15 protein-coding genes and 1 riboswitch are annotated in these 18,268 nt (G+C 71.4%); of the genes, 9 read left to right on the top strand and 6 right to left on the bottom strand.

The features are described 5' to 3' along the window. Positions 1-195: 195 nt before the first annotated feature. From MQV74_RS30200 to MQV74_RS30185, 4 genes are all read right to left on the bottom strand, one after another. A complete protein-coding gene (locus MQV74_RS30200; RefSeq protein WP_242724699.1) occupies positions 196-870 on the bottom strand; it encodes a GntR family transcriptional regulator in 675 nt (224 codons plus the stop codon). Positions 871-1,155: 285 nt separating this feature from the next. After that, the gene (locus MQV74_RS30195; protein ID WP_242724697.1) at positions 1,156-1,989 is read right to left on the bottom strand and encodes a M23 family metallopeptidase; all 834 of its coding nucleotides are present in this window, start codon (positions 1,987-1,989) and stop codon (positions 1,156-1,158) included. Positions 1,990-2,002: 13 nt separating this feature from the next. Further along, positions 2,003-2,164, bottom strand: a riboswitch (cyclic di-AMP (ydaO/yuaA leader). 241 nt (positions 2,165-2,405) lie between these two features. Then, positions 2,406-3,788: a M16 family metallopeptidase gene (locus MQV74_RS30190; RefSeq protein WP_242729234.1), complete on the bottom strand. Its 1,383-nt coding sequence runs from the start codon at positions 3,786-3,788 to the stop codon at positions 2,406-2,408. A gap of 23 nt (positions 3,789-3,811) precedes the next feature. After that, positions 3,812-5,197 carry a M16 family metallopeptidase gene (locus tag MQV74_RS30185; protein WP_242724695.1) on the bottom strand — a complete coding sequence of 462 codons (1,386 nt, stop codon included), beginning with the start codon at positions 5,195-5,197 and terminating at the stop codon, positions 3,812-3,814. 454 nt (positions 5,198-5,651) lie between these two features. Between MQV74_RS30185 and MQV74_RS30180 the strand changes: the two genes are divergently transcribed. Further along, positions 5,652-8,105 carry a DNA gyrase/topoisomerase IV subunit A gene (locus MQV74_RS30180; RefSeq protein WP_242724693.1) on the top strand — a complete coding sequence of 818 codons (2,454 nt, stop codon included), beginning with the start codon at positions 5,652-5,654 and terminating at the stop codon, positions 8,103-8,105. On the opposite strand, the gene MQV74_RS30175 is transcribed toward MQV74_RS30180, so the two are convergent. Continuing rightward, the gene (locus MQV74_RS30175; RefSeq protein WP_242724691.1) at positions 8,106-9,650 is read right to left on the bottom strand and encodes a CobW family GTP-binding protein; all 1,545 of its coding nucleotides are present in this window, start codon (positions 9,648-9,650) and stop codon (positions 8,106-8,108) included. Positions 9,651-10,002: 352 nt separating this feature from the next. Between MQV74_RS30175 and MQV74_RS30170 the strand changes: the two genes are divergently transcribed. The 4 genes from MQV74_RS30170 (at position 10,003) to MQV74_RS30155 (ending at position 12,053) form a co-directional block, all read left to right on the top strand. Continuing rightward, positions 10,003-10,524, top strand: a complete 522-nt coding sequence (locus MQV74_RS30170) for a DUF6082 family protein (RefSeq protein WP_242724689.1) — start codon at positions 10,003-10,005, stop codon at positions 10,522-10,524. 121 nt (positions 10,525-10,645) lie between these two features. Beyond that, a complete protein-coding gene (locus MQV74_RS30165; protein WP_242724682.1) occupies positions 10,646-10,882 on the top strand; it encodes a hypothetical protein in 237 nt (78 codons plus the stop codon). Between the two features lie 142 nt (positions 10,883-11,024). Beyond that, the gene (locus tag MQV74_RS30160) at positions 11,025-11,264 is read left to right on the top strand and encodes a hypothetical protein (RefSeq protein WP_242724679.1); all 240 of its coding nucleotides are present in this window, start codon (positions 11,025-11,027) and stop codon (positions 11,262-11,264) included. 90 nt (positions 11,265-11,354) lie between these two features. After that, positions 11,355-12,053, top strand: a complete 699-nt coding sequence (locus MQV74_RS30155) for a DUF6082 family protein (RefSeq protein WP_242724677.1) — start codon at positions 11,355-11,357, stop codon at positions 12,051-12,053. A 54-nt stretch (positions 12,054-12,107) separates the two neighbouring features. On the opposite strand, the gene MQV74_RS30150 is transcribed toward MQV74_RS30155, so the two are convergent. Continuing rightward, a complete protein-coding gene (locus tag MQV74_RS30150; protein WP_242724675.1) occupies positions 12,108-13,283 on the bottom strand; it encodes a citrate synthase/methylcitrate synthase in 1,176 nt (391 codons plus the stop codon). 120 nt (positions 13,284-13,403) lie between these two features. Here MQV74_RS30150 and MQV74_RS30145 point away from each other — a divergent pair, with 120 nt between their 5' ends. The 4 genes from MQV74_RS30145 (at position 13,404) to MQV74_RS30130 (ending at position 18,249) form a co-directional block, all read left to right on the top strand. Beyond that, complete coding sequence (locus MQV74_RS30145; RefSeq protein ID WP_242724673.1) at positions 13,404-14,672, top strand: citrate synthase; 1,269 nt, start codon at positions 13,404-13,406, stop codon at positions 14,670-14,672. 33 nt (positions 14,673-14,705) lie between these two features. Next, positions 14,706-15,728 carry a sucrase ferredoxin gene (locus MQV74_RS30140; RefSeq protein ID WP_242724671.1) on the top strand — a complete coding sequence of 341 codons (1,023 nt, stop codon included), beginning with the start codon at positions 14,706-14,708 and terminating at the stop codon, positions 15,726-15,728. A gap of 149 nt (positions 15,729-15,877) precedes the next feature. Then, positions 15,878-17,575, top strand: a complete 1,698-nt coding sequence (locus MQV74_RS30135; protein ID WP_242724669.1) for a sensor histidine kinase — start codon at positions 15,878-15,880, stop codon at positions 17,573-17,575. Further along, positions 17,572-18,249 (top strand): response regulator, encoded by a 678-nt coding sequence (locus MQV74_RS30130; protein WP_242724667.1) that lies wholly within the window; start codon positions 17,572-17,574, stop codon positions 18,247-18,249. Before MQV74_RS30135 ends, MQV74_RS30130 begins: the two co-directional genes overlap by 4 nt. Positions 18,250-18,268: the final 19 nt, after the last annotated feature.

Genomic DNA, 18,268 nt, shown 5'->3' with positions numbered 1-18,268 from the left:
GAATTCATGAGCCGGTGGCGCACCACCGGTGGCACAAAGGCGGCGCCCCCGCGAGTAAATCCGGCGGGGAATTCCCCCACGGGCATGCCGGGCTTTCACGGCGCCACGCATGAGGTCGCGTACGCGCACTCCGTTAATCCTGCGTACGGGGCGTAATCCTGCGTACAGGGCGTAATCCTGTGTACGGGGCGCCTGTTAATTCCGTACGCCTACTTTGTTGACGGCGTGTTGCGAACCCCTCACACGCCCGGCGCGCGGCCGGTACGCGGACGCCGTGCGCTCGGCGTGCAGGAGCGTGAGCGCGCGGGCCCGGTCCGCGTCCTGGCGGGCGACCGCGTCGACGACCGCGGCATGCCCGGCCCACAGGTCCGTGGCCGCGGCCGGCGCGTCCGCCACGTACATCCAGGCGACCTTGTGGCGGAGCTGGGTGAGCAGGGCGATGAGGCCGGGGCTGCCGGAGGCCTGGGTGAGCGTCTCGTGGAACCAGCCGTCGAGCGCGCGCAGGTCCTCGCCGCCGCCGCGCCGGGCCCGCTCCTGACCGAGTCGCACGAGGCCGCGCAGGACCTTCAGATGGGCTTCGGTGCGGCGCTGGGCCGCGCGGGCGGCCGCCAGCGGCTCCAGGAGCGTGCGGACCTCCAGGAGGTCGGCGGCGTCCTGCTCGGTCGGCTCGGCGACGCAGGCGCCCGCGTGTCTGCGGGTGACGACGAAGCCCTCGGCCTCCAGGGTGCGCAGGGCCTCGCGCACGGGGACGCGCGAGACGCCGTAGCGGCGGGCGAGGAGTTCTTCGGTGAGCCGCGTGCCGCGTTCGTAGACACCGGAGACGATGTCGTCCCGGATGGCCGTGCAGACCGAGTGCGCGGGAATGCGCATGACGGACCTCCGCTTTAATGCCCGCGAAACGCGTCGAGCGACGCGTTGAAGACGCTGGTGCGGCGACTCCATGGACGCTGCCACGACGGACTCTATTGCAGATGGCCGCATTTTCCGATGGGGCACCGGAATCCATGGATATCTTTTGGCCAAAGGTGTGCGCGGCGGCGCGCTTACCGGTCGTGGGCGCTTAGGGCCGGGCCGTGCCCCGATGCCGAAAGCCCCGGCTCGGTGAGCCGGGGCTTTCGGGACGTGCGCGGGCGCGGGGCGCGCGCCGTCGATGCGTCAGACGCCCACGCCGTGGGAGCGCAGGTACGCGATCGGGTCGATGTCCGAGCCGTACTCGGCGCCGGTACGGGCCTCGAAGTGCAGGTGCGGCCCGGAGGAGTTGCCGGTGGAGCCGGAGAGGCCGATCTGCTGGCCGGGGGTGACGGCCTGGCCGACCGTGACGCTGATGGACGACAGGTGGCCGTACTGGGTGTACGTGCCGTCGTTCATCTTGATCACGATGTTGTTGCCGTAGGCGCCGCCCCAGCCCGCCTCGACGACGGTGCCCGCGCCGACCGCCTGCACCGAGGTGCCGGACGCTGCGTGGAAGTCGATGCCGGTGTGGCTGCCGGAGGACCACATGCCGCCGCCGGCCTTGTAGGAGGTGGAGACGTAGGAGCCGGCGACCGGGGCGACGTAGGCGTTCAGGCGCTTGCGCTCGGCGTCACGGGCGGCGCGCTCGCGGGCCCGCTCCTTGGCCTCCTTCGCCGCCTTGGCCTCGGCTTCCTTCTTGGCCTTCTCCTTCGCGGCGGCCTCGGCCTTGCGCTTCTGCTCGGCGGCCTTCTGCCGCGCCGCCTCTTCCGCCTTCTTCTGGGCGGCGGCGTCGTTGGCCGCCTGCTTCTGGGCGGCGGCCTGGGCGTCGATCTCGTCGGCCAGCGTGTCGTTGATGGCGATGGCCTGCGTGAGGCCGGTGCTCGCGTGGTCCGCGGAGCCGTCGGCGGCGAGGGCCGGAGCGGCCAGGCCCGAGATCACACCGGTGGTGGTGAGGGCGGCGACGCCCGCGGCGCTGGCAGTGGTGCGTGTGATGCGGCTCGGACGGCGGTGCTTGCCGGTCGGGCGGATGAGCGCCATGAAGCGGCTGGTCCTTTCCTTCCTTCTCGCCTACCGGGTTAGCTGACGGGTTCGGAGCAGGAAGGTCTCCTACGGACTCCTCGCCTCGCGGCAAGGGGACCGATTCACCCCAGGGGACGTGTGGGTCCCCGGCTCCCCTGGCTCACGCCGTACGGGGACTCGGCGATGACTGTCCGGTGCCGCGGGCGCGGCGTACTGCGTGACGTACAGCCGCACTGACGCTAAACGCCTCATCTTTCAATCGACAAACGGATCCTGCCTTTTGTAGCGCACGCCACACGGCAGACGCCCAACCTCCATGTCAATTCGGACATATGGCAGCATGCAGGGACCCCGGAGGCTTCCTGAGCCTCCGGGGTCCCTTGAGTTACACGGCGTTCGCGCCGGTTTGTCCCACCCCTATGGGTGCGGGGCAATCAGCCGGTGACGACCGTCACTTCGCCGATGCCGAGGGCCCTGACGGGCTCCTCGATCTGTGCGGCGTCACCGACGAGCACCGTCACCAGACGGTCGCTCGGGAACGCGCTCACGACGGCCGCGGTGGCCTCCACCGTGCCTGTCCCGGCCAACTGCCGGTACAGGCTCGCCTGGAAGTCGTCCGGCAGCTCCTGCTCCACCTGGTCGGCGAGCGTCGCGGCGACGGCGGCGGCCGTCTCGTACTTCAGCGGGGCCACCCCCACCAGGTTCTGCACGGCCACGTCGCGCTCGGCGTCCGTGAGGCCCTCGGCGGCGAGGGTGCGCAGGACCTTCCACAGGTCGTCGAGCGCCGGGCCCGTGTTCGGCGTGTCCACGGAGCCGCTGATGGCCAGCATGGCGACGCCCGGGGCGCCCTCCGGGGACCGCGGCGCCGCGGAGCGCAGCACCTGGCTGAAGGCGCGCACGCCGTACGTGTACCCCTTCTCCTCGCGCAGGACGCGGTCCAGGCGCGAGGTGAGGGTGCCGCCCAGGCAGTACGTCCCGAGGACCTGCGCCGGCCAGACGATGTCGTGCCGGTCCGCGCCCACGCGGCCGATGAGGAGCTGCGTCTGGACGGCGCCGGGGCGGTCCACGATGACGACGCGGCCGGTGTCGTCGGCCGACACCTGGGACATGGCGTGCGGCTCCGCCGACCCGCCCGTCCAGGCGCCGAGGGTGTCGGTGAGGACGGCGTCGAGGTCCGTGCCCGTGAGGTCGCCGACCACGACGGCGGTGGCCGCGGCGGGGCGCACGTGCTTCTCGTAGAAGGCGCGTACGGCCGCGGAGTCGATGGCGGTGACCGTCTCCTCGGTTCCCTGGCGCGGGCGCGACATGCGCGAGGTGGCCGGGAAGAGCTGCTTGGCCAGCTCCTTGGCGGCGCGGCGCGCGGGGTTGGCGGCCTCGTGCGGGATCTCGTCCAGGCGGTTGCGGACGAGGCGCTCGATCTCGCTGTCCTCGAAGGCGGGCGCGCGCAGCGCGTCGGCCAGCAGACCCAGGCCCTTCGCCAGGCGGGAGACGGGCACTTCGAGGGAGAGCCGGACGCCGGGGTGGTCGGCGTGCGCGTCCAGCGTGGCGCCGCAGCGGTCCAGCTCGGCGGCGAACTCCTCGGCGGAGTGCTTGTCGGTGCCTTCGGAGAACGCCCGCGCCATGATCGTGGACACGCCGTCCAGGCCCTGCGGCTCGGCGTCCAGGGGCGCGTCGAGGTGGACCTCGACGGCCACGAGCTGCTGGCCGGGGCGGTGGCAGCGCAGCACCGTCAGGCCATTGGCCAGGGCGCCGCGCTCGGGGGCCGGGAAGGCCCAGGGCTTGGCCGTGCCCGCCTGGGGCTGCGGGTGGAACTGCATCTTCACGGACGTCTCAGCCTCGCTCACTTCGCCGCCTCCTCTTCCTGCTGGGTCTCGGCGGCTTCCTGCTGGGTCTCGACGGCCGTGCCGTCGGCGTCCTCCGCGGCGGCCACCGGCTCGTACACCAGGACCGCGCGGTTGTCGGGGCGCAGGCGCGCCTTGGCGACCTCCTGGACCTCGGCCGCGGTGATGTCGAGGACGCGCTGGACGGCGGTGAGGGCGAGCTGCGGGTCACCGAAGAGGACGGCGAACCGGCACAGTTCGTCCGCGCGGCCCGCGACCGTGCCGAGACGGTCGAGCCACTCGCGCTCCAACTGGGCCTGGGCCCGCTCCATTTCCTCCGGGGTCGGGCCCTCCTCGGCGAACCGGGCGAGCTCCTCGTCGACGGCGGCCTCGATGACGGGGACCTCGACGTCGCCGGAGGTCTTCACGTCGAGCCAACCGAGCGAGGGCGCCCCGGCGAGCCTCAGCAGGCCGAACCCGGCGGTCACCGCGGTGCGGTCACGGCGCACCAGGCGGTTGTAGAGCCGCGAGGACTCGCCGCTGCCGAGCACCGTCAGGGCCAGGTCGGCCGCGTCGCACGCGCGCGTGCCATCCTGGGGCAGGCGGTAGGCGGCCATCAGGGCGCGGGCCGGGACGTCCTCCTCGACGACCTCGCGCAGCTCCTCGCCGATGCGCTCGGGCAGCGAGCCGTCGCGCGGCGGCTGCTTGCCGTCGTGCCCGGGGATGGAGCCGAAGTACTTCTCGACCCAGGCGAGCGTCTGCTCCGGGTCGATGTCGCCGACCACGGACAGGACCGCGTTGTTCGGCGCGTAGTACGTGCGGAAGAAGTTCCGGGCGTCGTCGAGGGTGGCCGCGTCCAGGTCGGCCATCGAGCCGATCGGGGTGTGGTGGTAGGGGTGGCCCTCCGGGTACGACAGGGCGGTGAGCTTCTCGAAGGCCGTGCCGTAGGGGACGTTGTCGTAGCGCTGGCGGCGTTCGTTCTTCACCACGTCGCGCTGGTTCTCCATGGACTCCTCGTCGAGTGCCGACAGGAGGGAGCCCATCCGGTCCGCCTCCAGCCACAGGGCGAGCTCCAGCTGGTGCGCGGGCATGGTCTCGAAGTAGTTCGTGCGCTCGAAGCTGGTGGTGCCGTTCAGCGAGCCGCCGGCGCCCTGCACCAGTTCGAAGTGACCGTTGCCGTGCACCTGCTGGGAGCCCTGGAACATCAGGTGCTCGAAGAGGTGAGCCAGACCGGTGCGCCCCTTGACTTCGTGGCGCGAGCCCACGTCGTACCAGAGGCACACCGCGGCGACCGGGGTCAGGTGGTCCTCGGATAGCACCACGCGCAGGCCGTTGGCCAGCCGGTGCTCGGTCGCTGCCAGACCGCCGGAGCCTGCCGCGGCTGTGGCCGTGTGACCCATGGGCATGTACGTCCCTTCGATCGCTGAATCCTCAATAGCTTTTGCCGGTCCTGCCACTGTATGCAAGCCCGCAGACCCCTGGCGAAGTTCCCGTTCCGCGCTCCGGGTCGTCGGTGTTCGCCGTGGGCGTGATCGCGGTGGGGCGCGCGTGGGCGGGTGCGGGGGCGCCGGGGGCCGCCGCGGGCCCCGGCGCCGCCCGGTTCCGCCCGCGGTGCTGTCGGGTTCCGCCCCCGGCCCTGCCCGGTTCCGCCCCCCGGCTCCGCCTGGTTCCGCCCCCGGCTCCACGCCGGTTCGTCGCGCGGAACGGGGGCGCCGCGCGGCCGTGTCGTGCCCGCGCCACGCCGCCGACCGCCTGGTCGCCGCGCGGGTGGGCCCGGGTCGTGGTCGGGGTTGTCAGTGGGACGGTCCACAATGGTCGGCGTCAGATCCCGCACTTGTTGGTGAAGGAGCCGCAGCAGCGATGGCCCGCCGCAGCACGAAGACCCCACCGCCCGACGACTCGTTCGAGGAGAAGATCCTCGACATCGACGTCGTCGACGAGATGCAGGGCTCCTTCCTCGAGTACGCCTACTCGGTCATCTACTCCCGCGCCCTGCCCGACGCCCGCGACGGCATGAAGCCGGTGCAGCGCCGCATCGTCTATCAGATGAACGAGATGGGCCTGCGCCCGGAGCGCGGCTATGTGAAGTGTGCCCGCGTCGTCGGCGAGGTCATGGGCAAGCTGCACCCGCACGGCGACGCGTCCATCTACGACGCGCTGGTCCGCATGGCCCAGCCGTTCTCCATGCGCCTGCCCATGGTCGACGGCCACGGGAACTTCGGCTCGCTGGGGAACGACGACCCGCCCGCCGCGATGCGGTACACGGAATGCCGCATGGCGGACGCCACGTCCCTCATGACGGAGTCGATCGAAGAGGACACGGTCGACTTCACGCCGAACTACGACGGCCAGGAGAAGGAGCCGGTAGCCCTCCCGGCGGCGTATCCGAACCTTCTGGTGAACGGCTCGTCCGGCATCGCCGTCGGCATGGCGACGAACATGCCGCCGCACAATCTGAGCGAGGTCATCGCGGCCGCCCGGCACCTGATCAAGTACCCGGGCGCCGACCTCGAGACGCTCATGAAGCACATCCCGGGCCCCGACCTGCCCACCGGCGGCCGGATCGTCGGCCTGTCCGGCATCCGGGACGCGTACGAAACGGGGCGCGGCACCTTCAAGATGCGTGCGACGGTCGCTGTGGAGGCCGTGACCGCGCGCCGCAAGGGCCTGGTCGTCACGGAGCTGCCGTTCAGCGTCGGCCCGGAGAAGGTCATCTCCAAGATCAAGGACCTGGTGGGGTCCAAGAAGCTCCAGGGCATCGCGGACGTCAAGGACCTCACCGACCGCGCGCACGGCCTGCGCCTGGTCATCGAGATCAAGAACGGCTTCGTCCCGGAGGCCGTCCTGGAGCAGCTGTACAAGCTGACGCCGATGGAGGAGTCCTTCGGCATCAACAACGTGGCGCTGGTGGACGGCCAGCCCCTCACGCTCGGCCTCAAGGAGCTCCTGGAGGTCTATCTCGACCACCGCTTCGACGTGGTGCGCCGCCGCAGCGAGTTCCGCCGCGGCAAGAAGCGCGACCGGCTGCACCTGGTGGAGGGCCTGCTCATCGCCCTCCTGGACATCGACGAGGTCATCCGCCTCATCCGCTCCAGCGACAACAGCGCGCAGGCCAAGGAGCGCCTGATGGAGCGCTTCTCCCTGACCGAGGTCCAGACGCAGTACATCCTGGACACCCCGCTGCGCCGCCTCACCAAGTACGACCGCATCGAGCTGGAGTCCGAGCGCGACAAGCTGAACGCGGAGATCGACGAGCTGACCCGCATCCTGGAGTCGGACGCTGAGCTGCGCAAGCTGGTCTCCGCCGAACTGGCGGCCGTGTCGAAGAAGTTCGGTACGGAGCGGCGCACGGTGCTCCTGGAGTCCGCGGGCGCCCCGGCCCCCACGGTGTCCCTCCAGGTCGCGGACGACCCGTGCCGGGTCCTGCTGTCCTCGACGGGTCTGCTGGCCCGCACGGCCAACGGCGAGCCCTTCTCGGAGAGCGACGGCAAGCGCGTCAAGCACGACGTGATCGTCTCGGCGGTCCCGGCGACCGCGCGCGGCGAGGTGGGCGCGGTGACGTCCGAGGGGCGTCTGTTGAGGCTCTCCGTGGTCGATCTGCCGCAGCTCCCGGACACGGCGTCCGCGCCCAACCTCTCCGGAGGCGCCCCGGTCGCCGAGCTCCTCTCCCTGGAGACGGACGAGAAGCTGATCTGCCTGATGACGCTCGACGAGTCCTCCCCGGGCCTGGCGCTCGGTACGGAACAGGGCGTGGTCAAGCGCGTGGTGCCCGACTATCCGGCGAACAAGGACGAGCTGGAGGTCATCACCCTCAAGGACGGTGACCGCATCGTCGGCGCGATCGAGTTGCGCACGGGCGAGGAGGACCTGGTCTTCATCACGGACGACGCCCAGTTGTTGCGCTATCCGGCGGGGCAGGTGCGTCCGCAGGGACGCCCGGCGGGCGGCATGGCGGGCATCAAGCTCGCACAGGGCGCGAAGGTCATCTCCTTCACGGCGGTCGATCCGGCGGTGGACGCCGTGGTGTTCACGGTCGCGGGTTCGCGCGGCACGCTCGACGACTCCGTGCAGACGACGGCGAAGCTGACGCCGTTCGACCAGTACCCGCGCAAGGGCCGCGCGACGGGCGGCGTGCGCTGCCAGCGCTTGCTGAAGGGCGAGGACTGCCTGAGCTTCGCCTGGGCGGGCCCGACGCCGCCGCGCGCGGCACAGCGCACGGGCATCCCGACGGAGCTTCCGGAGCCCGACCCGCGCCGGGACGGCTCCGGCGTCTCACTGGCCAAGCCGGTGGCCGCGGTGGCGGGGCCGGTGTAGTCAGCGGCCGGGGCCGGTTCCCGTGGCGGGGCCGGTCCCGGGGCCGGGGTCGGCTGCGGAGCCGGGGCCATCGTGGTCGTCAGCGCCGAGGTCGTCGACGTCATCGGCGTCGGAGCCGAAGTCGAGGTCCGAGTAGTTGCGGTCTGAGTAGTTGCGGTCTGAGTAGTCCAGGTCCGAGTAGGGGTCGGGACCGGCGTCCGGCTCGGCGTCGCCATCCACGTCACCGTCGAGATCGACACCGGCGGTGGCATCGGAGGAGGCGGTATCGGCTTCCGGCCCGGCCCCGGTTCCGGACCCGCTCCCGCCCTCGGCCCCGGGCGTCTCCTCCGCTCCCGGCTCCTGGACGTACCGCAGGACGCCCCACATGCCGAACTCATCCGCGTGCGGGGCGTCCTCGTCGTTCTCCCGGCACAGCGTCAGCTGGGTGTGCAGCTCCGGTACGTCGATGCCGGAGCCGATGAGGACGAGCTGTGTGAGGCGCTTCTCGCCGGACTCCCACGGCTCGGGGTAGTAGCGCAGGAACCGTCCCACGGAGTGCACCGCGTACCGGTTGCGCGCGTCGGCGGCGCCGAAGTCGACGTACCCCTTGATGCGGTAGAGCCCTTCCGGCCTGCTGTCGAGGAAGGCCATGAGGCGGCGGGGGTTCATGGGCGCTTCGGAGGTGAAGGCGAGGCTCTCGTAGGCGCTGTGCAGATGGGTGTGACCACAGCCGCCGCGCGAAGAGGCACGGCCGACGTCGCCGTGCGAGGCGGGGTTGCTGGGGTCGCCGTGCGGGGCGGCGTTGCCGGGGTCGCCGTACGAGGCGAGGTGGCCGGGGTCGCCGCAGTGGCACTCCTCGCCCGTCTCCGGGCCGCCGTCGGCCTCCCGGGGACCGCCGTCCGCGTACGGGTCCTCGCCGTGGTCGTGCAGGTCGTCGAAGGAGAGCTGTCCGACGCGCTCGCCCACCGGCTTGCGGTCCAGGAGGAGCTCGACGTCCACGCGCCCGTACGTGGCGGCGACGACGGCGGCCCGGTCGGTGTGACGGCGCACCTCGTCGAGGACGCGGTCGCGCTCCCCCGTCGGCACCCGGTCGGCCTTGTTGACCACGACGAGGTCGGCGATCTTCAGATGCCGGTCGACCTCGGGGTGCCGCTGCCTGGTGGCGTCGAACTCGGCGGCGTCCACGACCTGCACGAGACCGCCGTACACGATGTGCGGGTTCTCGCTGGCCAGCACCATGCGCACCAGCTCCTGCGGCTCGGCGAGCCCGCTCGCCTCGATGACGATGACGTCGATGCGGGACGAGGGCCGGGCGAGCCGCTCCAGATACACATCGAGCTCGCTGGCGTCGACGGCGCAGCACAGACACCCGTTGCCGAGGGACACGGTGGAGTCGCCGAGCTGGCCCGCGACGGCCATGGCGTCGATCTCGATGGAGCCGAAGTCGTTGACGATCGCGCCGATGCGACTGCCTCCGCTGCGGTGCAGCAGATGGTTCAAGAGTGTCGTCTTGCCCGATCCCAGGAATCCCGTGAGGACGACGACTGGAATCTGCTGCTCACGCACGTGTGGCCCCTCGCATCAACACACATCAAGGTCGATCAATTCGCTCAAGACGCGTACACCTCGCAGGCGACGAGCACGTACGGCATTTGAACACCACTCCAGGATATGTGCGCGTAGACGTGCCGGTAGGCGAACGATTCCGTGCGGCGCCGACGGGGCACACATTGGGCACGGCGCAGGGATGTCAGACATCGGATTCCTGCCGTGCTTCCGTGCGCCTCCTCTCCGCCTCCCGGCCGATCAGAGCCGCTCGGCACCCTGGGAGACGGCAAGCGCCGCCCATCGCTCGCCGGTCCGCCCTGCCGCCCCACGCCCGAAGACCGGCGGACGGTCGCCTGATTCGGGGGTTGACATGGCCACACAGAAATACTGGATACGGGAGATCGGACCGGCCGCGATGGCGGGCCTCGCGATCACGACCGGAGCGCTGACCCTCGCGGCCGCGCGGCTCCGCAGGCACATGGCCCTGGCCGAGCAGCACCGCCTGCACTTCGCCCTGCTCTGCAAGGCCCTGGAGGACGAGACGCTGGCCGCCGTCCTGGACACGTACGACAGCGAGGTACCGGCGGACAGGCACCGCCAGTTCTTGTTCGCCAACGCCCTCTACACGAACGCGCTCCACGCGTACCGGACCGGGGCCATGAGCCTGGGAGAGCTCTACGGACACCTTCGGGTGATATGCCAGAACCCGATCTTCCGCGAGTACTGGGAGATCACCCGCCACCACCGCGCCAGCCTGCGCCGTTCGTCCGAGGAAGCGGAGGTGGGCCGCCTCATGGACGAACTGGCGCGGGACCTCCTGGAGGCCGACACCGACGAATGGTGGGTGGTGGGACATCCGCCCGGGGAGCAACAGGAGCGCAACCACCCTTGAGGCATATCCAGTTGGGTGCCCAACAGCTCCCATAGATAGACATTCGGGGCTAATGTGTCATCGCGCTCATCTCTGATGTGCCATCACACTCATCCCCGATCACTCAAGGACCAGGTTCCCCTTGTACATCCTGCGCCGCATCGGCGCCTCCCCCCGCGAGCGGGGCAGCGCCTCCGGTCAGACGTGCCCCGACATCTTCGAGCTCAGCAACGGCGATTTCGCCGTCATCGGGACCGAGATGACTACGGTTCTCGACGGCGGACTTCCCGCCGACGCGGCACGCGCCGACTACGAAGGCATCGTCGTCATCAGCCGAGAAACCCTCATCCGGGCCAAGGCCGACATCCCCGACGCCTGATCGGCACCAGGAGCAGGACGCGACGCCCGACTCCGGCGACCCGCTTCCGAGCCGCCTCCCCGTGAGTGATCCCTCACCATCGGCGCCTCTCCTCCGCTCGCCCCCGTGCTCTTCCCGCCCCACGCCCCAACGGAGTTCCGCTGTGCTCAAAATCCTCCGTCGAATAGGCGCCGCTCCGCGTGAGCGGGGCAGCCTCGCCGGCGCCAACTGCCCGGACATCTTCGAACTGTCCAACGGCGATTTCCTCGTGATCGGAACCGAGATGACCGCGGTCCTCGACAGCGGACTTCCCGCCGACGCGGCACGCGCCGACTACGAACGCATCGTCGTCATCAGCCGAGAAACCCTCATCCGGGCCAAGGCCGACATCCCCGACGCATAGCCTGTCGGCGGATCCAGCATCCTGCGGCGCCCGCACCCCGGGCGCCGTTTTCTGTACTCGCCCCTGGGAAGACTCGCCCAGGGGTGACTGATGCCAAGTCGACCGGCGTGGGGTTCGGCGCGCACCGCCTTCCTGTGGAGCGCCGCCGTCACCGTCGGCATCACGCTCGTGGGCCTGGCGTCCATCGTCGTCAGCGGTCTGTTGATACGGGGCGTGGAGACCGCCAACGGCGACAGCCGGACGGCGGAGAAGCGAAGTCAGATCGGTGACTACTTCGGCGGTGTGAGCGCCGTCTTCTCAGGCCTCGCTCTCCTGCTGCTCATCGCCACCCTGCTCCTGCAACAGCGTGAGCTGCGCATGCAGCGCCAGGAGCTCGCACACCAGCGCGAGGAACTGTCGGCGTCACGAGCGGAGTTGCACCGCAGCGCCGAAGCCGACATGCGGTCCCTCCATGTGCAACTGACCGAGATGGCCATGAACAACCCCGACCTGGCCGAGGTCTGGGACGACCTCCCCCGGGAGTCGACCACCGAGCTGCGCCAGAACCTGTTCTCCAACCTGACGTTCAATCACTACGTCCTGGCGCTGAGCTGGGGCACCTTCTCCGAGGAAGACCTCGTCGTCTACGCGTCGAACCTGCTGTCCAGCCCCGCCTTCCTGCGCTACTGGAACGCCACCCGCGCGCACAAGAGCCAGCTGCCCGCCGACAGCGCGGAGGGCCGCATGTTCCGGGTCTTCGAGCGTGCCCTGGCCGACCAGCGCGCCGGAGCGCCCCCGCCCGCGGCGTGACCGGGGGCGCCATAGGCCCCGCTCGACGCCTGGCCGCCGGGCGCCCGGCGCGGCTCAGGCGAGCGGCGGCACCGCCACCGGCGGCTCCTCCCCCACATACCGGGCCGCGGGCCGGATGATTTTCGAGTCCTGCGCCTGCTCCAGGATGTTGGCGCTCCAGCCCACCACACGCGCGGACGCGAACGTCGGCGTGAACATCTCGCGCGGCAGCCCGCACAGCTCCATGACCACGCCCGCGTAGAACTCCACGTTCGTGTGGAGTTCGCGCCCCGGCTTGAGCTCCGCGAGGATGGCCTCGACCTGCCGTTCGACCTCCACCGCGAACTCCACGAGCTCGCCGCCGAACTGCTGCGCGATGCCGCGGAGCATGCGGGAGCGCGGGTCCTCCGTGCGGTAGACGGGGTGTCCGAAGCCCATGATGCGCTCGCCCGCGAGCACGCGTTCCCGGATCCAGGAGTCGATGCGCTCGGGTGTGCCGATCGCGTCGAGCGTGTCCAGGGCGCGGCTGGGCGCACCACCGTGCAGCGGACCGGACAGCGCGCCGACGGCTCCGACGAGGCAAGCTGCCACGTCCGCACCCGTCGACGTGATGACGCGAGCCGTGAACGTTGACGCGTTGAAGCCGTGGTCAATGGTTGAGATCAAGTATTGCTCGACCGCCCGGGCCCGGGCCACGTCCGGCTCCGAACCGGTCATCATGTAGAGGTAGTTGGCGGCGTACGACAGGTCGTCACGGGGCTCCACGGGGTCGAGCCCCTGGCCGAGGCGGTACAGCGCGGCGAGCAGGGTCGGCACCACGGCGGAGGCGGCGAGCGCGTCGGCGCGGCGCCGGTCGCCGTCGATGTCGTACACGGGCCGGAAGCCCTTCGAGGCACCGAAGAGCGAGAGCGCGGTACGCAGTCCGGAGAGCGGACCGGAGAGCGCGCTGGCACGGGCGATGGCGGGCAGGGCGTCGCGCACCTCGTCCGGCAGGTGCCGCAGGGCCGCGGTCTGCTCGGCGAAAACGGCCCGCCGCGCGGCGTCGGGCAGCGTTCCGTGGAACATCAGGTGCCAGACATCCTCGAAGCCGCGGGTCTGCGCGAGCTCCACGGCGGAGTACTGGCGGTAGTGGTAGAAGCCCTCGTATCCCCTGACGTCCCCGAGCTGAGTCTCGGTGACGACGACGCCCGCGAGGCCGCGGGGGACCTCGATGGGTGCGGTAGGGGTGGCGGCGGAGCCATTGATCGGCATGGTGTTCCTCGACTTCCTCCCTGGACTTGACTTGACTGTCCATGCTTGACTCAATCCCTGTCAATATTGATTGAATCAATGTATAAGTACAGCTATCCGGACGCAGATACGGTGACGCCCATGACGGATCAAGAAGCGGGTGCACTCGCACACGAAGGTCGGCGGATCAGCACCAAGGAGGCCGCGGAGCTGCTCGGCGTGAAGCCCGAGACCGTGTACGCGTACGTGAGCCGGGGCCAGCTCACCAGCCGCCGCGGCCCCGGCGGGCGCGGCAGCACCTTCGACTCCAAGGAGGTGCGGACCCTCGCGCGCAGAAACCGCCGCGAGCCTGCCGCCGCGACCGCGGCCAACGAACTCTCCGTCCGCACCCGCATCACGCTGATCGACAAGGACCGCTACTACTTCCGCGGCGTCGACGCGGCCGAGCTGGCCCTGCGCCACTCCTACGAAGAGGTCGCCGAGTGGCTGTGGACCGGCGTCCTGCGCCCGGGCGTCCACTTCACGGCACCGCCCGAGCCCGCCGGTGCCGCGCGACTCGCCGTACGCGCCCTGCCCGCGCACTGCGCCCCCACGGACCGCCTGCGCGTGGCGGCCATCTCCGCGGCGGCCGCCGACCCGCTCCGCTTCGACCTCTCCGAGGAGGCGGTCGTCGGGACGGCCCGCACGTTGATCCCCACCATGGTCGCCGCGCTCCCGCCCGTCCTCACCACGCACCGCGACGGCGGCCCGCTCGCCGGGCGGCTGTGGGGACGGCTGAGCGGCCACAAGCCCGAGGACGCGTCGCTCCACGCCCTGGACACCGCCCTCGCGCTGCTCGTCGACCACGACCTCGCGGCGTCCACACTGGCGGTGCGCGTGGCCGCGTCCGCCCGCGCCCATCCGTACGCGGCGGTGTCGGCCGGCCTCGGCGTCCTGGAGGGCCCCCTGCACGGCGCGGCGAGCGGCCTCGCCCACCGCATGCTCCTGGAGGTGCTCGACCGGGGCACCGCGGCACCGGTCGTCGCGGACGAGCTGCGCGCGGGCCGCCGCGTCCCCGGCCTCGGCCATCGCCTGTACGCGGGCGAGGACCCGCGTGCCCAGGCCCTGTTCGGCCTGCTCGAAGTGATGCCCAAGGCCGGCCCCGCCCTCGCGGCGGCGCGCGACGTGGTGGCCACCACCGCCCGCCACACCGACCTGCACGCCAACATCGACCTCGCGCTCGCCGTCCTCACCGTGTCGTCCGGCATGCCCGCGGAGGCGGGCGAGACCGTCTTCGCGGTGGCCCGCACGGCCGGCTGGATCGCGCACGCCCTGGAGGAGTACGAAGAGCGGCCGATGCGCATGCGTCCTGTCGGCCAGTACGTCGGACAGCGCCCGCCACAGCCGTTGCCCACCAAGCAGGACACGTGAGTCCGGCCGGGGCCTCAGGTTAGGCTCACCTCCGTGAGTACCTGCGCAACCGCATCGCGGGACCTGAGCGAACCCCTCACGGGCACCGCGGCCACCGCCAAGACGTGGCTGCTCCTGGAACAGCCCGGCCCCTGGGGTGCCAAAGCGCTCACATCAAGCCACTTGGACCCGGAGGTCGGCCGCGCGCTGGAGCGGGCGGCCGAGTCCACGGGCGTCCGGGTCGCCCTCATCCGGCGCCCCGGGCGGCACGCCGACTGTCACACACCCGCGCGGCACCGGGTGTTCATCGCGCACACCACCCCCGGAGCCACCTGGCTGCGCGCCCATGTGATCGACGACCCGCGGCAGTTGCTCGACCTGGACTTCGCGTCGCTCGGCGCGGGCGACCACGGCGGCTTCGGCCGTCCGCACAGTGGCGACCCGCTCGCGCTCGTGTGCACGAACGGCAAGCGGGACCGCTGCTGCGCCCTGCTCGGCCGCCCGCTCGCCGCCGAACTCGCCGCCTCCGGCGAGGAAGGCGTCTGGGAAGTCACTCATCTAGGTGGTCACCGCTTCTCCCCCACCCTGTTGGTGCTGCCGTACGGATACGCGTACGGCCGGACGGCGGCGTACGCCGTCAAGGGCGTCCTGCAAGCGGTGCGCGAAGGACGTGTTGTCACCGAGGGCTGCCGGGGCAACTCCGCCTGGGAGCGCCCCGGGCAGGCTGCCGAGCTCGCGGTGCGCACGGCCGTGGGCGAGGACCGCGCGGGGGTCCTGAGCGTCGTACGGACGACAGGTGACGCCCCGCGCTGGGAGGTCACCGTGGGCCATGCCGACGGACGGCACTGGCTGGTCACCGTCGCCCAGGGCGCCTCGCTGCCGCCGCGCCCGGAGAGCTGCGGCGCGGCCCTCGGGTCACCGGCACGCATGGACGTGATGGCGGTCCGCGAGCTCACGGGGTCCCGGTCGACCGGGGCCGAGGGCGGGCGCGACGGCGAGAGCACGGACGGAAGCGGGGGTGATCGCGGGGGCGCGGGCAGGGACGGGGGCGCATCCGCGCTCGGAACGCTCGCCTAGGCGCACAAGGGGCGCGCGGGGGCGCACAGGCAGTCCGACAGGCCCCAGGGGCGCTACTCGGCGGCCTCCGGGGAAGCCACGCGAGGGCTGACGAGATCCACGCCACACTCCCTTAAGAGAAGACCGCCCGCCGCCGTACCGTTCGTCACATGAGCCCGACTCCTCCTGCCCGACGACTGCGCCTCGGCCTGCCGCGGCGCGTCTTCTCGCAGGTCCTGCTGATGCAGCTGGCGATCGCCGCCGGGGTCACGGTGCTCGCCACCGGTCTGTTCCTGGCGCCGCTCAGCAAGCAGCTCGACGACCAGGCCATGCGCCGCGCGCTCGCCATCGCGCAGACGACGGCGGCACAGCCGCAGATCGTCCGCGACCTCACCTCGACGCGTCCGGCGGCCGACGGGCCCGTCCAGGCGGCGGCCGAACGCATCCGCGAGGCCAGCGGCGCCGAATACGTCGTGATCATGAACAAGCTGGGGGTGCGCTGGTCGCACACCGACCCCGGCGAGATCGGCAAGGTCGTCTCGACCGACCCCAGCGACGCGCTGGCCGGCCGTGACGTCATGCAGATCGACAACGGCACCCTGGGGCGCTCCGCGCGCGGGAAGGTGCCCCTGCGGGTGGCGGGTGGCGAGATCGTCGGCGCCGTCTCCGTAGGCATCGAGTACGACAGCGTCCGCGACCGTCTGATCCATACGATCCCGAGCCTCTTCGCGTACGCGGGCGGGGCGCTCGCCGCGGGCGCGCTCGCCGCCTACCTGATCTCCCGGCGCGTGCAGCGCCAGACCAGGGACCTCGCCTTCTCCGACATCTCGGCGCTGCTCGCGGAGCGCGAGGCGATGCTGCACGGCATCCGCGAGGGCGTCGTCGCCCTCGACCGCGGCGGACGCGTCCGACTGCTCAACGACGAGGCGCAACGGCTCCTCGGGCTCGGCACAGAGGTGATCGGCCGGCCCTTGGACGAGGCGCTCGGACCGGGCCGTACGACGGACGTCCTCGCGGGGCGCGTCACGGGCACCGACCTACTGACCGTACGCGGCCAGCGCGTCCTGGTCGCCAACCGCATGCCCACGGACGACGGAGGTGCCGTCGCGACCCTGCGCGACCGCACCGAGCTGGAGCAGCTGGGCCGGGAGCTCGACTCCACGCACGGCCTCATCGACGCCCTGCGCGCCCAGGACCACGAGCACGCCAACCGCATGCACACGCTGCTCGGCCTGCTGGAGCTTGAGATGTACGAGGAGGCCGCGGAGTTCGTCGGCGAGGTGGCGGGCGCCCACCGGGTGACGGCCGAGCAGATCACCGAGAAGGTCCACGATCCGCTCCTCTCGGCCCTGCTCGTCGGCAAGGCGACCGTGGCCACGGAGCGCGGCGTGGCACTCGCCGTCTCCGGAGACACCGCGTTGCCCGACCGGCTCGTCGACCCCGGCGGCCTCGTGACCATCGTCGGGAACCTCGTGGACAACGCGTTGGACGCGGCAGCAGGCACACAGCACGCACGCGTGGAGGTCGTTTTGCGTACTGACGGTCTACAGGGACGCACCGTTGTCCTCCAGGTACGCGATACAGGCCCCGGGGTTCCGCAGGATCAGCGCGAGGCAGTGTTCACGGAGGGGTGGACAACGAAGGAGCCGCCCGCGCACGGGCAACGGGGCATCGGACTCGCACTGGTCCGCAGGCTCGCCGAACGCCAGGGCGGCAGCGTACGGGTCGGCACGGGACCGGACGGGGGCGCCGAGTTCACCGTGGTCCTCCCTGAAGGCCTTGCAGAGCCACAGCCCATGGACAGGGACCCCGCCACCACGGAACCCCGGTCGGTCACCCCACCGGTCGCCACGGAGGAAGCGCGATGATCGAGGTACTGGTCGTGGACGACGATGTCCGGGTCGCGGACGTCAACGCCGCCTACGTGGAGAAAGTGCCCGGCTTCCGCGTCGCAGGCCGGGCCCACAACGCCGCCGAGGCGCTGCGCCTGGTCGAACAGGTCCCCGTCGACCTGGTGCTCCTCGACCACTATCTGCCGGACGAGACGGGCCTCGCCGTGGTGCGCACGCTGCGCGAACGCGGCCACCAGACCGACGTGATCATGGTGACGGCGGCCCGTGACGTCACCACCGTGCAGGCCGCGATGCGCCACGGCGCGCTCCAGTACCTGGTGAAACCGTTCTCGTACGCGGGGCTCCGTACGAAACTCGACGCGTACGCCACGCTGCGCCGCACCCTGGACGGCGGCGGCGAGGCGGAACAGGCCGAGGTCGACCGGATCTTCGGTGCGCTCTCGGCGACCCCGGCACCCGAACTGCCCAAGGGGCACTCCCCCACGACCGCGGAGCTGGTCCGCAGGGCCCTGATGGCCGCCGAGGGGCCGCTCTCCGCGCAGGAGCTGGGGGAACGCACCCGGCTCAGCCGCCAGACCGCACAGCGCTATCTGAAGCTCCTGGAGCGCACCGGCCGGGTGCGACTGAGCCTGAAGTACGGCGACACGGGGCGTCCCGAGCACCGCTACGAGTGGGCGTCCAGCCGCTGACCCGCGCCTCGGGCAGGCC

The sequence above is a fragment of the Streptomyces sp. AN091965 genome, assembly GCF_022698285.1.
GTDB lineage: Bacteria > Actinomycetota > Actinomycetes > Streptomycetales > Streptomycetaceae > Streptomyces.
Note: the sequence above shows the minus strand (reverse complement) of the source record. Positions and strands in the feature narration are given on the sequence as shown.